Annotated in this window: 17 protein-coding genes; 16 read left to right on the top strand and 1 reads right to left on the bottom strand. The window is 59.8% G+C overall.

All coding sequences use genetic code 11. From position 1 onward, the window contains the following. Positions 1-58 precede the first annotated feature (58 nt). The 13 genes from mraZ to ftsZ all read left to right on the top strand — a co-directional run bounded on the left by mraZ (position 59) and on the right by ftsZ (position 13,779). Positions 59-502 (top strand): division/cell wall cluster transcriptional repressor MraZ, encoded by a 444-nt coding sequence (gene mraZ, locus HMPREF9166_RS05070; protein WP_009442987.1) that lies wholly within the window; start codon positions 59-61, stop codon positions 500-502. Continuing rightward, positions 499-1,440: a 16S rRNA (cytosine(1402)-N(4))-methyltransferase RsmH gene (gene rsmH / locus HMPREF9166_RS05065; RefSeq protein ID WP_009442986.1), complete on the top strand. Its 942-nt coding sequence runs from the start codon at positions 499-501 to the stop codon at positions 1,438-1,440. The genes mraZ and rsmH overlap by 4 nt, the downstream gene beginning before the upstream one ends. A 12-nt stretch (positions 1,441-1,452) precedes the next feature. Beyond that, a complete protein-coding gene (locus HMPREF9166_RS05060; protein WP_009442985.1) occupies positions 1,453-1,821 on the top strand; it encodes a cell division protein FtsL in 369 nt (122 codons plus the stop codon). Positions 1,822-1,827: 6 nt separating this feature from the next. Beyond that, on the top strand, positions 1,828-3,318 hold the full coding sequence (locus HMPREF9166_RS05055) for a UDP-N-acetylmuramoyl-L-alanyl-D-glutamate--2,6-diaminopimelate ligase (RefSeq protein ID WP_009442984.1): 1,491 nt from the start codon (positions 1,828-1,830) through the stop codon (positions 3,316-3,318). Continuing rightward, positions 3,315-4,721: a UDP-N-acetylmuramoyl-tripeptide--D-alanyl-D-alanine ligase gene (murF, locus tag HMPREF9166_RS05050; protein WP_009442983.1), complete on the top strand. Its 1,407-nt coding sequence runs from the start codon at positions 3,315-3,317 to the stop codon at positions 4,719-4,721. Before HMPREF9166_RS05055 ends, murF begins: the two co-directional genes overlap by 4 nt. Continuing rightward, positions 4,721-5,707 (top strand): phospho-N-acetylmuramoyl-pentapeptide-transferase, encoded by a 987-nt coding sequence (gene mraY / locus HMPREF9166_RS05045; protein ID WP_009442982.1) that lies wholly within the window; start codon positions 4,721-4,723, stop codon positions 5,705-5,707. Before murF ends, mraY begins: the two co-directional genes overlap by 1 nt. A gap of 52 nt (positions 5,708-5,759) precedes the next feature. Then, positions 5,760-7,142 carry a UDP-N-acetylmuramoyl-L-alanine--D-glutamate ligase gene (murD, locus tag HMPREF9166_RS05040; RefSeq protein ID WP_039981054.1) on the top strand — a complete coding sequence of 461 codons (1,383 nt, stop codon included), beginning with the start codon at positions 5,760-5,762 and terminating at the stop codon, positions 7,140-7,142. Continuing rightward, positions 7,139-8,254 (top strand): undecaprenyldiphospho-muramoylpentapeptide beta-N-acetylglucosaminyltransferase, encoded by a 1,116-nt coding sequence (murG, locus tag HMPREF9166_RS05035; protein ID WP_009442980.1) that lies wholly within the window; start codon positions 7,139-7,141, stop codon positions 8,252-8,254. The genes murD and murG overlap by 4 nt, the downstream gene beginning before the upstream one ends. 5 nt (positions 8,255-8,259) lie before the next feature. Then, positions 8,260-10,608 (top strand): UDP-N-acetylmuramate--L-alanine ligase, encoded by a 2,349-nt coding sequence (gene murC, locus HMPREF9166_RS05030; RefSeq protein WP_039981052.1) that lies wholly within the window; start codon positions 8,260-8,262, stop codon positions 10,606-10,608. Next, positions 10,605-11,333, top strand: coding sequence for a cell division protein FtsQ/DivIB (locus tag HMPREF9166_RS05025; RefSeq protein WP_009442978.1), 729 nt, complete (start codon positions 10,605-10,607; stop codon positions 11,331-11,333). Before murC ends, HMPREF9166_RS05025 begins: the two co-directional genes overlap by 4 nt. After that, positions 11,334-12,035, top strand: coding sequence for a DUF881 domain-containing protein (locus HMPREF9166_RS05020; RefSeq protein ID WP_009442977.1), 702 nt, complete (start codon positions 11,334-11,336; stop codon positions 12,033-12,035). Then, complete coding sequence (locus tag HMPREF9166_RS05015) at positions 12,032-12,403, top strand: small basic family protein (protein ID WP_009442976.1); 372 nt, start codon at positions 12,032-12,034, stop codon at positions 12,401-12,403. Before HMPREF9166_RS05020 ends, HMPREF9166_RS05015 begins: the two co-directional genes overlap by 4 nt. A gap of 122 nt (positions 12,404-12,525) precedes the next feature. Next, positions 12,526-13,779, top strand: a complete 1,254-nt coding sequence (gene ftsZ / locus HMPREF9166_RS05010) for a cell division protein FtsZ (protein ID WP_009442975.1) — start codon at positions 12,526-12,528, stop codon at positions 13,777-13,779. 182 nt (positions 13,780-13,961) lie between these two features. On the opposite strand, the gene HMPREF9166_RS05005 is transcribed toward ftsZ, so the two are convergent. Further along, the gene (locus tag HMPREF9166_RS05005; RefSeq protein WP_009442974.1) at positions 13,962-14,984 is read right to left on the bottom strand and encodes a LacI family DNA-binding transcriptional regulator; all 1,023 of its coding nucleotides are present in this window, start codon (positions 14,982-14,984) and stop codon (positions 13,962-13,964) included. A 230-nt stretch (positions 14,985-15,214) separates the two neighbouring features. Here HMPREF9166_RS05005 and HMPREF9166_RS05000 point away from each other — a divergent pair, with 230 nt between their 5' ends. The 3 genes from HMPREF9166_RS05000 (at position 15,215) to HMPREF9166_RS04990 (ending at position 18,487) form a co-directional block, all read left to right on the top strand. Then, entirely contained in the window at positions 15,215-15,547 is a 333-nt protein-coding gene (locus HMPREF9166_RS05000) for a hypothetical protein (protein WP_009442973.1), read from the top strand. A gap of 97 nt (positions 15,548-15,644) precedes the next feature. Next, positions 15,645-16,748 carry a multiple monosaccharide ABC transporter substrate-binding protein gene (gene chvE, locus HMPREF9166_RS04995; protein ID WP_009442972.1) on the top strand — a complete coding sequence of 368 codons (1,104 nt, stop codon included), beginning with the start codon at positions 15,645-15,647 and terminating at the stop codon, positions 16,746-16,748. Between the two features lie 185 nt (positions 16,749-16,933). Further along, entirely contained in the window at positions 16,934-18,487 is a 1,554-nt protein-coding gene (locus HMPREF9166_RS04990) for an ATP-binding cassette domain-containing protein (protein WP_009442971.1), read from the top strand.

The raw sequence follows: 18,487 nt of genomic DNA, 5'->3' as shown, positions 1-18,487 counted from the left end.
AATTGTGGTGAATTGTGTCATATAGTGGCGATAGGATCCTGAAAGGTGGTGCGGCCGGATGTTCATGGGGGAGTATACCCACAGCATTGATGCCAAGGGCCGCGTCATCCTGCCTGCCGATTTTCGACAGGAACTCGGAGTCTCGTTCATCATCACCAAGGGCCTTGACGGCAGTCTGTTTCTCTTTCCTCAGGCGGCGTGGGATGAGTTCACGGCGAAGCTGCGGACGCTCTCGATTGCCGATCCGAATGCACGCGCTTTTGTGCGCTTTTTTATCGCGGGGGCGCGGACGCTCGAATGTGATAAACAGGGGCGCTTCCTCGTGCCTGCCAATCTGCGTGACTATGCGGACATCGGGCTGAAGCAGGATGTGATCCTCACGGGCGCGGATACGCGCATCGAGGTCTGGGCGAAGGAGAAGTGGGCACGCTATGCAGGTGAGGTCGATCCGAACATCACGGAGATCTCGACGCAGCTGGCGGGCTACGGGATTACGATATGACAGAATTTCACCATGTGAGCGTCCTGCCGGAGGAGGTAGTGGCCGCGCTGAACGTCGTCCCCGGCGGCATCTATGTGGATGCGACGCTCGGCGGCGCGGGGCATGCACAGCGTATTGCCGCGCAGCTGTCGGAGCAGGGCCGCCTGATCGGCATCGATCAGGACGAGACGGCGATTGCCGCCGCGCGTGAGCGGCTGGCGGATGTCCGCTGTCAGGTCTCCCTCGTGCGGGATAACTTTCGCCATCTCACCGCGATCCTCGCGGCAGAGGGCGTTTCCTCCGTGGACGGCGCGCTCTTTGACCTCGGCGTGTCGTCGCCGCAGATCGATACGCCGGAGCGCGGCTTCTCCTATATGCAGGACGCACCGCTCGATATGCGCATGGATCAGAGAGCGCGGCGCAGTGCGTACGATGTGGTCAATACCTATACGGCGGAGCGGCTCACGGAGATTTTCTACACCTATGGAGAGGAACGCTGGGCAAAGCGCATTGCTTCCTTTATTGAAAAGGAGCGCCAGACGCATCCCATCACGACGACAGGAGACCTCGTTGCCGTGATTGACCGCGCTGTACCGAAGGAGGTGCGCGCGCGCGGCGGACATCCCGCCAAGCGAGTGTTTCAGGCACTCCGCATTGAGGTCAACGATGAACTCGGGATTTTGGAGGGGGCGCTGACAGCTGCCGTAGATGCCCTGAGGATAGGGGGACGGCTCGCGGTCATCACCTTTCACTCCCTCGAGGATCGCATCGTAAAGAATACACTGCGGCGGCTGGCACAGGGCTGCATCTGTCCGCCGCATACGCCGATCTGTGTCTGCGGGCATACGCCCGAGGTGCGGCTCATCGGTAAGGCGCGTGCGGCGAGTGCCGCCGAGTGCCGTGTGAATACGCGCGCGCGCAGTGCAAAGCTGCGTGTGGCAGAAAAGATCAAGCGATAGGAGGGAGCGCACATGTTGGCGCAGAAAGAAGAGTATCTCAGTCATGAGCCCGCGTCGGCTCCGACGGAGATGATGGAGCCCCCGAAGGAACCGCTGATTCGTCATGAACTGAATACGAATCTGCGGAACTGCCTGCGCGCCATTTTCTTCCTCATCGCATTCGGCGCCATGGTGGTGACGCTGCTCGGCGGCATCGGTGCACAGAGCGGCTACACCCTCCTCGAGACGCGCCAGAAAGCAGACCAACTGGAGCAGGAGAACGAGCGGCTCAAGATCGAGATCGCTCAGCTGAAATCGCCGTCGCGCATCGAGTCGATTGCTGTCGACCGGCTCGGAATGCGTGTGCCGCGCAATACGTATTTTTCGCATGAAGGGGAATGAGGTTCTATGACGAAGCGTTTGGAGGAACTCGCCGCACTCCTGCCGGGAGCGCGCATCGTGGGGGATGCGCAGACGGAGATTACGTCCATTGAGCGTGATTCGCGCAGGGCGAGGGAGGGCACACTCTTTGCCTGCATCGTCGGCGCGCACATCGACGCACACAGCTTCATACCGGATGTGGCGCGGGCAGGAGCCCGCGCTGTTTTGACAGAGCGGGCCTCGGTGGATGTTCCCGCAGGGGTCGCCGTCCTCTACGTGCTGAATTTGGAGAAGGCGTTGGACACGATCGTCCCGTTCTTCTATGATTACCCGGCGCGTGTCATGCGTGTCGTCGGCATCACGGGGACGAACGGTAAGACGACGACGAGCTATCTCGTGCGCGCCATCCTGCGCCATGCGGGGCATCGTGTCGGGCTGATCGGGACGATCCAGGCGATGATCGAGGACGAGGTACTGCCGACGTCGAATACGACGCCTGACATCATCGTGCTTCAGCAGATGCTTGCCGAAATGCGCACGCGCGGCATGGATACGGTCGTCATGGAGGTATCCTCTCATGCGCTTGCACTCGGGCGCGTGGCAGGAATTGAGTTCGATACGGCGGTCTTTACGAATCTGACGCAAGATCATCTTGACTTCCATAAAACCATGGAGAACTATGCGCGCGCCAAGGCGCATCTCTTTGAGCTCGTGTCCGCCCCCGGTGCGAAGGAGGGCAAGACGGCAGTGTTGAACGCTGACGATGCGGCATCCGAGACGATGCGCGCCTATACGCGCTGCCCGATCATCACCTATGGCGTTGACCATCCGGCCGATCTGACGGCACAGGATGTGCAGCTCGCGTGCGACGGCATGGAGCTGACGCTGATGCATGGCGGGAAACGCCTCTTTCACCTGCATACGGGTATCACGGGGCTGTTCAACGTGCACAATGTGCTCGCTGCCGTCGGTGCGAGCCTCGCCGAGCAAGTGGCAGCGACGGATATTGCCGCCGCACTCACGGCGTTTACGGGTGTGCCGGGACGGTTTGAGCTCGTGCGCGAGGGGCAGGATTTCGCTGTGATCGTGGACTATGCGCATACACCGGACGGGATGGAGAACGTCCTGCGCACGGCACGCGCGGTGACGAAGGGGCACATCATCGCCGTCTTTGGCTGCGGCGGCGACCGTGATCGGACGAAACGCCCCATCATGGGACGTATCGGTGCGGAGATGGCGGATATCGCCATTCTGACCTCGGACAATCCGCGCACGGAAGATCCCACCGCGATTGTGGATGAGGTGGAGCGCGGCGTGCTCCCTGTGATTGGGGATAAACCGTACGAAAAGATCGTGGACCGCCGTACGGCGATCTTCCATGCCATAGGGCGCGCACAGGCGGGGGATACGGTTGTCATCCTCGGCAAGGGACATGAGACCTATCAGATTCTAAAGGACGGAACGATTCACTTCGACGACCGAGAGCAGGCGCGTGAGGCGATAAGGAGCAGGGCATGAGAAACGGACTGACATGGGACGAGATTTGCACGGCAACGGGTGCGTCTGTTCGTCGTGGGGGCGTCGCAGGGGATACGGTTCTGCCCATTACGACGGACACACGCAAGGTCGTGGCGGGCGATCTCTTTGTCGCGCTGCGCGGGGAGCACTTTGACGGCACGGCGTTTGCGGCAGAGGCACTTGAACGCGGTGCAGCGGCGGTTCTCGTCGATCAGAAGACACCTGCGACCGCACTGACGGCGCTCGATACGGCGCGCGGCGGCGTCCTCGTGGCAGAGGATACGCTCCGCGCCTATCAGGACATCGCGCACGCATGGCGCATGAAGTTCGACATCCCCGTCGTTGCGATTACGGGCTCGAACGGCAAGACTACGACGAAGGATCTCACGGCGGCGGTGCTCTCGGGGCGCGGCAAGGTCTGCCGTACGGCGGCAAACTACAACAATGAGGTCGGCCTGCCGCTGACCCTGCTCGGCATCACGCCGGAGGACACGGCGGCGGTCGTTGAGATCGGGATGCGTGGGATGGGGCAGATCGCAGCGCTCGCGCCGATCACCGCACCCTCGATCGGCATTGTAACGAATGTATGCGAGGTGCACATGGAGCTCCTCGGCTCGATCGAGAACATTGCCAAGGCAAAGGCGGAGCTGGTGACGGCGATTCCCGCCGGCGGCACAGTGATCCTCAACGCTGACGACCCACGTGTCGCGGCAATGCGCAGCAGTGCGGCGGATGGGGTGCGCGTCATGACGTATGGCATTTCCGCTGCTGCGGATGTGCGTGCCGAGGCACTGCAGTGCATGGCAGACGGCTCGCGCTTCATGGTGACATGGGACGGCGAGCGTCATGAATACGCCATTCCTCTGCCGGGACGGCATAATGTCAGCAACGCGCTGGCGGCGCTCGCGGCGGGCTTTGTCCTCGGCATGACGCCACAGGAGATGCAGGTGGGACTGACCCACCTCACGGCGGAGAAGATGCGCTATGAGGTGCATCAGATCGGCGCGTGGACACTGATCAACGACGCCTACAACGCCAGCCCCTCCTCGATGCGCGCGTCACTTGAGACGACAGCGGCACTCTACCCCGGGCGGCGCATTGCCGTGCTCGGGGATATGCTCGAGCTCGGCGCAGCGGCGGAGAAGGCACATCGTGACGTGGGCAGACGGGCGGCGGAGCTGGGGTTTGCCATGGTCGTGACCTATGGCAAACAGGCGCAGTGGACGCATGAGGCAGCAGAGGCGGCAGGCTGCCCGGCCTGTTATCATGCCGCCTCCCATGCCGATGCGGCGGCCTATCTGCGCAGCCATCTCATGGACGGCGACACCGTCCTCTTTAAGGGCTCGCGCGGGATGCGCATGGAGCAGATCATCGCTGCGTTGACGGGGGAGGGAGCGCACTGATGGAAGCCCTCCTCGAATCCCTGAGCCCACAGCTGCGTCTCCTGCTGTCCGCTGTGACGGCACTCGCCATCGTGCTCTTCAGCGGTGTGTATTTTCTGCCGCTCCTGCACCGCCTGAAATACGGGCAGAGCATCCGCGAGGAGGGACCCGCGAGCCATCAGCAGAAGAGCGGCACGCCGACGATGGGCGGCGTGATGATCGTGCTCGCCGTGACCGCGGCAACGCTGCTCTTCGCACCGCTCACGGTGACGACGCTGCTCGCGCTCTTCATCTTTCTCGGGCATTTCCTGCTCGGCTTTGCGGACGACTACATCAAGGTGGTCAAGAAGCGCAACCTCGGGCTGCGCGCCTATCAGAAGCTGCTCGGACAGCTCGGTATCGCCCTTGTCACCATCCTCATTGGGCGACATCTCCTCGGGCATGATACGAGCGTCTGGGTGCCCGTCCTCGGAACGTCGCTCGATATCGGCGCATGGTACTACGTCCTCGTCGTCTTCGTCCTCGTGGGCACGTCGAACGCAGTCAACCTGACGGATGGTCTCGATGGTCTGGCGGCGGGAACCGTGGCGGTCGCCGCACTCTTTTATGCAATGCTCCTCTATGGGACGGACAGCAGCCTGATGGCGTTTTCCGCCGCGATAATAGGTGCATGCGTCGGCTTTTTATGGTATAATCATCATCCGGCACGCATCTTTATGGGCGACACGGGCTCGCTCGCCCTCGGCGGTGCGCTTGCAGGCATAGCGATTCTCTCGCGGACGGAGGCACTCCTGCCCATCGTGGGCATCATCTTCGTCTGTGAGGCACTCTCCGTCATCCTGCAGGTCGCATCGTTCAAGACGCGCGGCAAGCGGATCTTCCGCATGAGTCCGATTCATCATCACTTCGAGCTCGGCGGCTGGCGCGAAACACGCGTGGTCTATACGTTCTGGGGCGTTGGTGCCCTCGGCGCATTGCTCGCGTGGGTACTTGTGCTCGTGTCGTAGCGCTCTGCGCTACGCAAACTTTTGAATGATTTACCAAGGGAGATATCGGGAATTGTCCTATCATAATCAGTCGGCACTCGTCATCGGCGCGGGTATCAGTGGATTTGCGGCGGCAAAGTATCTGGCGGCTCAGGGCGCACGGGTGGTGCTCTCGGACGCAAAGGACGAGACGGACGCCGAACGCGATCCGCTCACCCAGCAGCATATTGAGGATTTAAGGGCGCAGGGCATCACCTGCGTCTTTGGTGCACAAAGGGAAGAACTGCTCGGCGGGGTGGATCTCCTCGTCCTTTCCCCTGCCGTGCCCGAGCGCATCCCCCTCGTACAGGCGGCACGCGCGCGCGGCATCCGCGTCACGACCGAGGTGGAGCTGGCGGGCGAGATCGCCCGTGCGCCGATCTGCGCCATCACGGGGACGAACGGCAAGACGACGACGACGACCCTGCTCGGCGAGCTTCTGCACGCGCATTTTCCTGTGGTCGGCGTGGGCGGCAACATCGGCGTTCCACTCATCGACGTGGCACGGGAGACGCCAGCCGAGGGAGCGATTGCCGCTGAGATCTCAAGCTATCAGATGGAAGCGACCACGCATTTTCATGCACACATTGTCGCGGAGCTGAACATCACGCCGGATCACATCGTGCGCCATGGCTCGATGGAGGTCTATCAGGCGATGAAGGAAAAGCTCTTCGCCGCGCAGACGGCGGAGGACTATCTCGTACTGAACGCCGATGATCCGCACACGCGCGGCATGGCAGAGCGCGCGGCGGGGCGCGTCTGCCTGTTCAGCCGCAGGGAGGAACTGGCGGAGGGGGCGTGCGTCCGTGCGGACGGCATGATCGTCATTCGCTGGGACGGTGCGGAGCACGTCCTGATTCCCGCCGATGAACTGGGCATCCCCGGTGCGCATAACGTGGAAAACGTACTCGCGGCGTCGGCGATGGCGCTCTTTGCCGGAGTGACGCCCGCGGAAATGCGCCCCGTTCTGCGCGCCTTCAAGGGCGTTGAGCACCGCATCGAGTTTGTGCGCGCACTCGCGGGGGTCAGCTACTACAACGACTCGAAGGCGACGAATACGGACTCCGCGATCAAGGCACTTGAGGCGTTCGACGGACACATCATCCTCATCGCGGGCGGCGACGACAAGCTGACCGATCTGGGGGAGTTTATGGAGCTTGTGCACGCGCGCGTCGATGAGCTGATCCTCGTCGGTGATGCGGCAGAGCGGTTTGCGGCGGCGGCACGGGATGCGGGCATTCCGGAGGAACAGATCCACCGCGTCGGCTACCACATGGAAAAGGCCGTGCATTTGGCGCGCGAGCTCGCAGTGGAGGGGCAGATCGTCCTCCTCTCGCCTGCCTGTGCGAGCTTTGATATGTATGGCGGCTACGAGGAGCGCGGGCGCGATTTCAAGAGGCTTGTGAACGAACTATGAACATCATCGTATCGGGCGGCGGCACGGGCGGTCACATCTACCCTGCACTCACGATTATCCGCGCGATCCAGCGGCGTGAGCCGGCGGCACGCATCCTCTACGTCGGTACGCCGCACGGATTGGAGGCGGACATCGTGCCGCGCGAGGGGCTGAACTTCATCGCCGTCGATCTCGCGGGCTTCGAGCGGCATCTCTCGTTCGAGAATGTACTGCGGGCATGGCGTGCTGTGCGTGCCGTTGCGCGGGCGCGCGGCATCGTGCATGGCTTTCATCCCGATATCGCCATCGGGACGGGCGGCTACGTTGCGGGGCCGATTCTCCTCGCGGCGAGTCTCGCGGGCGTCCCGACGCTCGTGCAGGAGCAGAACGCCGTGGCGGGGGTGACGAACCGTATCCTCTCCCGTTTTGCGACGGCGATCGCCGTCGGGATGGAGGATGCGCGGCGCGTCTTTCCCGCGGAAAAGACCTACGTCACGGGCAACCCCATCCGTCCCGAGGTGCTCACAGCAACGCGGGCGGAGGGTGCGGCGGCGTTTGACTTTGATCCGTCGAAAAAGACGGTGCTCGTCTCGGGCGGCAGCCGTGGGGCACGTACGATCAACCGTGCCATGGTCGAGGTAATCTGCCTCGCGGCGCAGCAGACAGAGGTGCAGTACCTCCACGTCACGGGCGCGGAGGAGTACGAGGACACGTGCACGCGCATCCGCGATGCGGGTGTCGATGTATCGCAGTATCCGCATCTGCGCGTTGTGCCGTATCTCTACAATATGCCGCAGGCGATGGCGATGGCGGATGTTGCCGTCTTTCGCGCGGGGGCGACAGGGCTGGCGGAACTTGCGGCACGGGGGGTGCCCGCGATCCTCATCCCGTATCCGTATGCGGCGGAGAATCATCAGGAGAAGAATGCACGCGCCATGGAGGCGGCGGGCGCAGCTGAGGTGATCCTCAACCGCAGCCTCGACGGCACGGTGCTTGCAGCGGCACTTGACCGCCTGCTGGCAGACGACGCGCGCAGGGATGCGATGGCGGCGGCGATGAAACGCCTCGGAAAACCCGAGGCAGCAGAGGAAATTGCAGCACTCGCGCTGCGTATCGGAAAAAGAGAAGGGTGAATACGTTGCTCAAGGAATTGAAGGGGATTCAGAAGATTCATTTTGTCGGAATCGGCGGGGCGGGGATGAGCCCCTTGGCCAAGATCCTCCTCCAGCTCGGCTACACGGTATCCGGCTCGGACACGGGCAACTCTCCGCTCATCGGCGAGCTTGCCCGTCTTGGTGCGCATGTGTGGACGGATGGTCAGCATGCGGAGCACGTGCGCGGCGCAGATGCCATCGTCGTCTCCACGGCGATCCCGTACGATAACCCCGAGGTGATTGCGGCGTGGGATCTGCGCATCCCAAAGCTCCATCGTTCGGACATCAACGCGGCACTCGTCAACGAGTACGACGGCATCGCTGTCGCGGGCTCGCACGGCAAGACGACGACGACCTCGATGATCGGCGTGACTCTTGACCGCGTCGGCGTATCGCCGACCATCATCGTCGGCGGTGAGGTGCCCGACCTCGGGACGAATGCGAAGCTCGGCACGAGCCGCTACCTCGTCTCGGAGGCGGACGAGAGCGACGGCTCCTTCCTCAAGCTGCGCCCGCATATCGCTGTGGTGACCAACGTCGAGGACGACCACATGGATCACTACGGAACGATGGAGAAGATCATCGCGGCATTCCGTCAGTTCATCGAGCAGGTGGATACGGACGGGACGGCAGTGCTCTGCTTTGAAAACGAAATCCTGCGCAATATCGCACGCGAGACAGCGCATAAGGTCGTTTCCTACGCCATCGACCATGAGGCGGATTACCGCGCATCGAACATCGAGACGCGCGGCTCTGTGATCTCGTTTAGCGTTCATGAGCGCGGGACGGAGATGGGGCGCGTGCTGCTCAATATTCCGGGGCGCCACAACGTCCTCAACGCGCTCGCCTGTATCGCCGTTGCGCGCCTCGCGGGTGTGGAGTTCCCTGCGATTTGTGACGCACTCGCCCAGTTCCACGGTGCGAAGCGTCGCTTCCAGACGAAGGGAAAGGAGCGCGGCGTCTGGGTCGTGGACGACTATGCGCATCATCCGACGGAGATCGCCGTCACCCTTGCGGCAGCACGGCAGACGAACCCCGAGCGGCTCATCTGCGTCTTTCAGCCGCATCGCTACTCGCGGACACAGCTCCTGCGCGCGGAGTTTGGAAAATGCTTTGCGGATGCCGACCTGCTTCTGATCACGGATGTCTATGCGGCGGGAGAGACACCGATTCCGGGCATCAGCGGTGAGACCGTGATGGAGGAAGTCGTGCGTCAGACGGGACAGGACGTTGTCTACCTGCCGGACCGTGCGGATCTCGAACGCTATCTCGCCCAGCAGGTGCGTGCGGGCGACCTCGTCATCACGATGGGGGCGGGCAACATCCTCGAGGTCGGTGAGACACTCGTCGCGCAGCTGCGCGCAGGAACAGCGGGGACGGCAGGTATCGCGGAGTCGGATGCGTATCCGATCGTCGTCGTCATGGGCGGTCCCTCCTCCGAGGCAGAGGTCTCGCGCCGCTCGGGTGCTGCCATCCTGCGGGCACTCTGCGCCAAGGGCTATCCCGCCGTCGGCATGGAGCTGAACCCCGCAACCTTTGCCGAGGAGATTCAGGCACTCCATCCTGCGATTGTGTTCAACGCCCTCCATGGGAAATATGGCGAGGACGGCATCCTGCAGGGCACGCTCGACATGCTCGGCATTCCGTATACGGGCTCTGGTGTGCGCGCCGCTGCGCTGACCATGGATAAAATCATGGCAAAGCGCGTACTGGCCGCCGAGGACATCCCGACGCCGCGCTGCATGAGCTTCTATGCGAGCGAGCGCACGGCGGATACGCCGCGTGAGATACGGACTGCATTCTCCCTGCCGCTCGTCGTCAAGGCACCGGAGCAGGGGTCGAGCATCGGCGTCTACATCGTCACGCGGGACGAGGAGCTCTCGCCAGCGCTCGATGCGGCGTTCTCCTACGGGGATGAGGTGCTCATCGAGGAGTTCATCGAGGGGCGAGAGCTGACCGTCGCTGTCTGGGGTACTCCAGCCGCGGCAGAGGTCATGCCCGTCATCGAGATCCGGTCTGTTTCGGGACGCTATGACTACGACAGTAAGTATACCCCGGGGGCATCGACACATATCGTCCCGGCACCGCTCTCCGATGCGTGCCGCAGCGAAGTCGAGCAACTGGCACGCCGTGCGTACGCCGCCTGTGGCTGCAGCGGTCTCGCGCGCGTTGATCTCCTGCTGAGCGCAGAGAATCGTCCCTACGTCATTGAGCTGAACGCCGTACCGGGCATGACAGAGACCTCGCTTGTCCCGGATGCGGCGCGTGCGCTCGGCATCGAGTTCCCCGAGCTGTGCGAAAGGATCCTCGCGTTGGCGGGGTATCGGCGATGAGCTCTCGTCGCATCCTGCGCGGGGCGTTCTACCTCCTGTGTGCGAGCGGCATCATTGCCGTCCTCGTGTACTCGCCGCTCTTCACCTTTCAGCAGCTCGTCGTCCATGGAAACGTGCATCTCGATGAGAATGAACTCTGTGAGATCGCACGGATCCACTACGGGCAGCGGCTCTTTGAGCTAAAGACCGACGAGATGACGACAAACCTCCTGCGCGACCTGCGCATCGAGTCCGCCGTCGTCCGCCGCCAGCTGCCGCACAAGATCGAGATGGACATCGTCGAGCGCATTCCCGTCGCGACGGTCGCCTGTGACTACGGCTATCTCGACTTTGACCGACAGGGCAAGGTGATTGCGAGCTATCGCTCGCTCAAGGGCGCGGACATCCCAATCATCACAGGTGTCAAGCTGCGCGACCTCTACATCGGCGACGACAACAACGACCCGCAGGTCGCACAGGCGATCAGCTTCCTCGCGCGCATCGACCCCGCAGACATCGGCGAGATCTCGGAGGTCAGCCTCAGAAATCCGGACGCCGTCGTCGCCTATACCAAGACGGCGCTCCCCATCCGCCTCGGGCAGCTGACGGGGATCCCGGACAAGGCGGCACTGACACAGGACTTTCTGCGCGACCAGAAAACCACACGGCATACCGTTGAGTATGTGGATTTCAGCTATGATGCGCCGTTCATCAAGCTGGCAGACAAAACAGCAGAGGGAAAATAAATGGAACAATTCCGGCGCGGCGGGTGGCTCATCGCCCTCGTCTGTGTATTGATTGGATTTATGGTCGCCGTACAGTTTCGTACGGCACAGGACGCGAAGGGGAGCCTCTCTCAGCAGCGCATCGAGGAGATCTCCGACCGCCTGCTCCAGACCGAGCACGAGCGCGACGAGCTGAGTGAGGAACTGCACAAAATGCAGACGGCGGCGGTGAGTACGGACAATCAGCAGGATAAGGATCTCCTGCGCTATCGCGCGGCACTTGTGCCACTTGAGGGCGAGGGCGTGGTCGTGCGCATGGACGACAGCACGAAGCCCGTCAAGGCGGGGGAGAACCCGAATCTCTATGTCATCCATGACGACGACCTCCTGCGTGTCGTCAACGAGCTGCGCGCTGCAGGCGCAGAGGCCATCGCCATCAATGGACAGCGCCTGACGGGGACATCCGAAATTCGCTGTGCGGGGCCGACCCTCTCCGTGAACAACGTGCGCTCGTCCGCACCGTTTGAGATTCGCGCCATCGGCGATAAGAAGTCTCTCGAAAATGCTCTGCGCATGCGCGGCGGCGTGGCGGAGACGCTCGGTGTCTGGGGCATCCAGCTCGACATTAAGGCGAGCAACGATGTCTATATTCCGCCGTATCGCGGCAGTATACGGCAGTCCTATGCCCGTGAGACGACAGAGCGTGAGGAGGAAAGCAAATGATCTACATCGTCATCGTCAGCGTTCTCCTCGGGCTCGTGATCGGTTACAGCAGCCCGCTCGTCATTCCCGTTGCGTATTCGAAGATCTTCTCCGTCGCCCTCGTCGCCGCCCTCGACGCCGCCTTCGGCGGGCTGCGCGCCGTTGTCTCCGAGCGGTTCGACAAGCGCGTCTTTGTGACGGGATTCTTCTCGAACACCCTGCTCGCGGCGGCGCTCGTCTTTATCGGCGACCGCCTCGGCATCGACCTGTACTACGTCGCCTTGCTTGCGTTCGGTTTCCGTATGTTCAAGAACCTCGCCATGCTGCGCCGCTATCTCCTGCGCGACTATCGCGGCGGTGGACACAAGTCCATGCTGCGCAATCCCTGAACGCAGAGCGCATTCACATCGGTTTGTAAAATTTTTTCTACACTATAGAAATGTAGCGGATTTCATGGTAAAATATACGAGGAAAAATACTGTCTATTGATAGATTCTGTGATAAATCCTACATGGAGGCTGAGACTGTGTTCGAAATGGATGATAACTTTGAAGAGCTCGCAAAGATCATCGTCATCGGCGTCGGCGGCGGCGGCGGAAACGCCGTCAACAACATGATCGACTCCGGTCTGCAGGGCGTTGAGTTTGTGGCGATCAATACGGATTCGCAGGCACTGCTCCAATCCAAGGCGGCTGTCCGTATCCAGATCGGCGAGAAGCGTACGCGCGGACTCGGTGCAGGTGCGCGCCCGGAGATCGGCGAGGCGGCGGCGACAGAAAGCCGCGAGCAGATACTAGAGGCACTGCGCGGTGCGGATATGGTCTTTATCACGGCTGGTATGGGCGGCGGCACGGGAACGGGCGCAGCTCCCGTCGTGGCGGAGTGCGCGCGTGAACTCGGCGCACTGACCGTCGCCGTTGTGACGCGTCCCTTCTCTTATGAGGGAATGACGCGTGCGCGCAACGCAGACTCGGGCATCGAGAACCTGCAGCAGCACGTTGATACCATCATCACCATCCCGAACGACCGCCTGATGAAGATCATCGACAAGAGCACGCCCGTCACCGAGGCATTCAGCAAGGTGGATAACGTCCTCTGGCAGGGCGTCAAGGGCATCACCGACCTCATTACGAATCAGGGCGTCGTCAACCTCGACTTTGCCGACGTGCATACGACCATGGCAAACGGCGGTGCTGCGATCATGGGCATCGGCGAGGCGCGCGGCGAGGGTGCATCCGTTGCGGCAGCAAAGGCGGCGATCGAGTCGCCGCTCCTTGAGACCAGCATCGAAGGCGCGACCTCTGTCATCCTCAACTTTACGGGATCGAAGAACCTCAGCATGTTCGAGGTCAACGAGGCATCTGAGTGGCTCAACAGCATGATTACGAATGCGGCAAACGGCCGTCAGGCGAACATCATCTGGGGTATCGGTGTCGATGACAGCTTGGAGGACAGCGTCCGCGTCACCGTTGTCGCGACGGGCTTCGGCGCGAGCGCGGGGAGCGCACCCGGTACCGCTGCGGCACAGGAAGAGACGACGACAGGCATCTCCGAGGACTGGATCCGCATGCCGGGGCTCGGCAGTGCATCGAGTACGCCAAAGGAGCCCGCGCGTCCCGCACAGCCGCAGGCACAGGCGCGTCCCGCCGCTGCGATCGTTCCGCCCTCCGGCGGACAGCAGAGCCGCATGAACGTCGTTGAACCGAACAGCGGTGCAGGCGGCACGGACATCATCGACATTCCCGCGTGGATGCGCAAGCGGTGATGGATTGATTGAGTGAGATATAGCGAAAAAGACTGTTGTACGAAGCGATAAACTTCGTACAGCAGTCTTTTTTTTTCTTCCTCGTTGTAACGAGGAAGGGGGAGAAGAGAAAATAACGGGCATGCAACAGTCCCCTTTTTATGACTCATGACTCGACAAGAAGCCAGCAATAGAGAGCGTCGCTATAGATTCTCGAGAATACGAATCTCGTTAGCCATCATATATTTGCTGTGCGTCGGCTCGATGCAGCTGATAAGACGGTCATAAGCGATCTGCATGGCGACTTGTCCCTGACGGCGTGGGTGCTGATAGATAGAAGCGTCAATGATGCCGCTCTGCATCGCCGTGCGAATGGCGGGGATGGTGTCGAATGTGACGACAGTGATGTCCTCGGCACGTCCCTTTTTGACAAGTGCCTGACAGACACCGTGCGCACCGCCGGAGGTGGCAATGAAGAAGGCATTGATCTCGGGATGTTCCTCAAGCATCCCGAGGGTGCTCTCATACGCCTTTATGTCGTCATCAAAACTCGTCGCCATGGCGGAGAGTGTGCAGCCCTCCTCTGCCGTAAGGCGCTCACGGAAACCCTCAATGCGGTTCATGTGACCGAGCATTCGCACACCGCTGTAGATTACGCCCGCGTGAATGGAACCCGTGCGGAGCTTGCGCAGGAGCGCCGCCGCCGTTGCACCGCCTGCCGTATAGTCACTGCCGACGTAGACGTGGGGAGCCGTGGTTTCAAAGTCGTTGTTGAGTGCGATGACAAAGATATCGCTCTGAATGCACTCTTCAAGTGTCTGTATGATCTCCGGCTCGCTCATGGGGTTAATGATGATTGCCGCAGCGCCCTCTGCTTGTAGGGCGGAAATGGCTGCGCACTGTTCAGCCGCATTGTACCCCGTGAGAAGATGCCATTCCGCCCGGAGACCAAAGCGTTCGTAGTAGGAAGCCGCTTTGCGTAGAGCGCGAATGACGGGCGCAAAGAACTGAATCTCACTGGCAGAGATGATGACACCGACGATGGGGCTCTGTCTCTGGGAAACGAGGGCGCGGGCCGCCGGATTCGGCTGATAGCCAAATTTCTCCATCGTTTGGAGGATGAGAGCTCGCTTCTCCTCCTTGACTTTGCCGCGCCCATTGATGACACGATCGACGGTACCGCGTGATACACCGCAAATCTCTGCAATCTGTTTGATGGTAATCATGATATTGCCCCTCTCTACATACCTATTATACCGATTTTCTAACTTTTTACAAACAATTTATCGAGAAAGACCTCAAAAAGGTTGTTCGAGCACATTTATTCATGGATAAAAAAAGATTATTTTACTATTGACAAACCAGGATTTAGGTGATATTTTATAAACAAAGATGTGCTCGAGCACATAACGGGAGATATGGAAGACGAAAGTGAAACAAGGGAGGAACGCCTACGATGAAGGGAATGCAAGTGGTGCTTGTGGCTATGCTTGCTGTTTCGATTGCGGCGCTTACACAGGCAGGGCTTGAGCAGGGACTCTTAATTCTTGTCTTGTTCGCCTTTTCGTCGAGAGCGTATTTCCTCGTACGTGATCTTTCAGAAAATGAGGATAGAGAAGGCTACGAGAAGCAGATGAAGATTGTGCAGACATTCACCGTCGCCTGTGCGCTTCTCTCGTTTTACTGGCCGGAGAGTATGTACTTCAACGCGGGGCTTGCCATATGTCTGCTTTTTCACATTATGGCCACACAACAAGCCAAAAAGATGGCAAAGAATTACATAGATTGAGGCGACAGCAGCCCATAGGAGAGAAGATGCTGGTGTCGCTTTATATCGCAGGGCAACCTGCAAGCATGTTCAATATCAATTTAGGAGGGACTATTCCATGAAGAACATCAAAAGAATCTTGGCGCTGCTGACCGCCTGTCTCATGATGATTGCGGCAGCAGGGTGCGGCGGAGACAATGCCGCAGACTCCGGGACGAAAGCACCGTCCAACGGAAAGCGCGTCGGCGTTGCGATGCCGACCCAGTCATCCCAACGCTGGATTCAGGATGGCGCCAACATGAAGCAGAAACTGGAGGCGCTCGGCTACGAGGTTGATCTGCAGTATGCGGAGGACGATGTCCAGGCACAGGTTTCCCAGATCGAGAATATGATTACCAACGGCGCCAACTGCCTCGTCGTTGCGTCCATTGACTCGAGTGCACTCGTCAATGCGCTGGCACAGGCGAAGGCACACAATGTCCCTGTCATTGCCTACGACCGCCTCCTTATGGATACGGACAGCGTTTCCTACTATGCGACGTTCGACAACAAGGCGGTCGGCACGCTCATCGGCAAGTATGTCGAGGAGAAACTCGGGCTCAAGGAGGGGAAGGGGCCCTACAACGTTGAGTTCTTTGCGGGATCGCCGGACGACAACAACGCACACTTCCTCAACGATGGCGTGTTTGAAGTCCTGAAGCCCTACATTGATAAGGGACAGCTTGTTGTTCCGTCGGGGCAGACGGACTTCGATACGATCTGCACGCTCCGTTGGTCGCAGGAAACCGCGCAGAAGCGCATGGAAGATATCATTTCGGGATACTACACGGACGGAAAGAAACTCGATGCTGTCATCTCCCCCTTTGATGGCATCAGCTATGGCATTGCGGCTGCACTCGAGGGTGCAGGCTACAAGGTCGGTACGAACTGGCCGCTCATCACTGGACAGGATGCAGAGCTCATGGCGACGAAGAACATCCTTTCGGGCAAGCAGACCATGACCGTGTTCAAGGATACGCGCATCCTCGCCGACAAGTGTGTCACGATGGTTCAGGCAGTTCTCGAAGGAAAGCAGCCGGAAATCAACGACACCAAGTCCTATGACAACCACAAGCTGATTGTGCCCTCGTATCTCTGCACGCCGGTTGCTGTCGACAAGGCGAATGTGAAGAGCGCACTCATCGACACGGACTACTACAAGGCATCGGATGTCGGGCTTTGATTCCGGGCATCTGGTTCTGAAATCACACATATAGCGAAAAGGTTGGAACCGTTGCATCCTCCACGCTCTTTGCGGGAGTGCCTCACGAATGACGGCGTGCTGTAAAAAGCGGCGGTGCAGCGGTTCTTTCTTTCCTACGATATGTGCTCGAGCACAAAGTGATCGGGTGAGAACAGGAGCATTGTATGGCAGAGAACATTTTGGAAATGCGCCATATCGTCAAGGAGTTCTCCGGCGTCAAGGCGCTCAGCGATGTCAATCTCGTTGTGAAAAAGGGCGAGATTCACGCGCTTTGTGGCGAAAATGGTGCGGGAAAGTCCACGCTGATGAATGTCCTGTCCGGCGTCTATCCTTACGGATCTTATTCCGGCGACATTGTCTACAAAGGCGAGGTGTGCAAGTTCAAAGATATTCGCGAGAGTGAGAAGAAGGGCATTGTCATCATCCATCAGGAGCTGGCGCTCATCCCTCTCCTCACCATCGCAGAAAATATCTTTATCGGAAACGAAAACATACGCTTCGGTAGCGTCATTGATTGGAATGAAACACAGCGAAAGTCGATGGAAGTCCTGAAGAGCATTGGCATGAACCTCAACGTCAACAGCCTTGTCGGCGATCTCGGAATGGGACAGCAGCAGATGATCGAGATTGCCAAGGCACTCGCGAAGAATGTGGAGCTGCTCATTCTCGATGAGCCGACCTCCGCACTCAATGAGGAGGAGAGCAACACACTCCTCGAACTCATGCTGAAGCTCAAGAGCAAGGGCATTACGTGCATTATGATTTCACACAAGCTCAACGAAGTCTCGCGCGTTGCGGACAACATCACCGTTATTCGCGACGGCAAGACCATTGAGACGATTCAGCGTGAGCAGGACGCCCCCATCGACGAGAATCGCATCATCAAGGGCATGGTCGGGCGCGAGCTGACGAATCTTTACCCCGAGCGGCATGCAACGATCGGTGATACTGTACTGGAGGTAAAGGACTGGACGGTATACGACGAGAACGAACCGACGCGCAAGCGCCTCAAAAATATCTCGTTCAACGTCAGGGCAGGTGAGGTTGTCGGATTCTCGGGACTCATGGGCGCAGGTCGCACCGAGTTGGCAATGAGCCTGTTCGGGCACTCTTACGGAGTCAATTCTTCGGGGAAAATCTTTAAGCAGGGAAAAGAGATCACCATTCCGACGGTACAGAGTGCGATTGACCAAAAGATCGCATACGTGCCGGAAGACCGAAAGACGTATGGGCTTGTTCTCATCAATGACATCAAATGGAACATGACTCTCGCGAGTCTCGGCAGCAGATTCTCGGAGCGTAGCGTGCTCAAGCAGGATGATGAGATCCGCGCGGCAGAGGACTACCGCAGTCGGATCAACATCAAGACAAACTCCATCACGCAGCCGGTGGAATCCCTCTCCGGCGGCAATCAGCAAAAGGTCGTCTTGGCAAAATGGATGCTTTCCGACCCCGATGTGCTCATTCTCGATGAGCCGACGCGCGGTATTGACGTCGGTGCAAAGTACGAGATCTACACCATCATCAATCAGCTGGCGGAAAACGGAAAGGCGATCATTGTCATTTCCTCTGAAATGCCGGAGCTGCTCGGTCTTTGTGACCGCACTTACGTCCTGAACGAAGGAGAGGTTGCAGGCGAGCTGCAGAAAGAGGAAATGTCACAGGAGGCCATCATGAAAATCGTTATGGATCATACAGCAAAAAGGGGGCGTGCCTGA

The sequence above is a fragment of the Selenomonas sp. oral taxon 149 str. 67H29BP genome, assembly GCF_000146365.1.
GTDB lineage: Bacteria > Bacillota > Negativicutes > Selenomonadales > Selenomonadaceae > Centipeda > Centipeda felix.
This window is presented reverse-complemented; position numbering and strand designations above follow the sequence as displayed.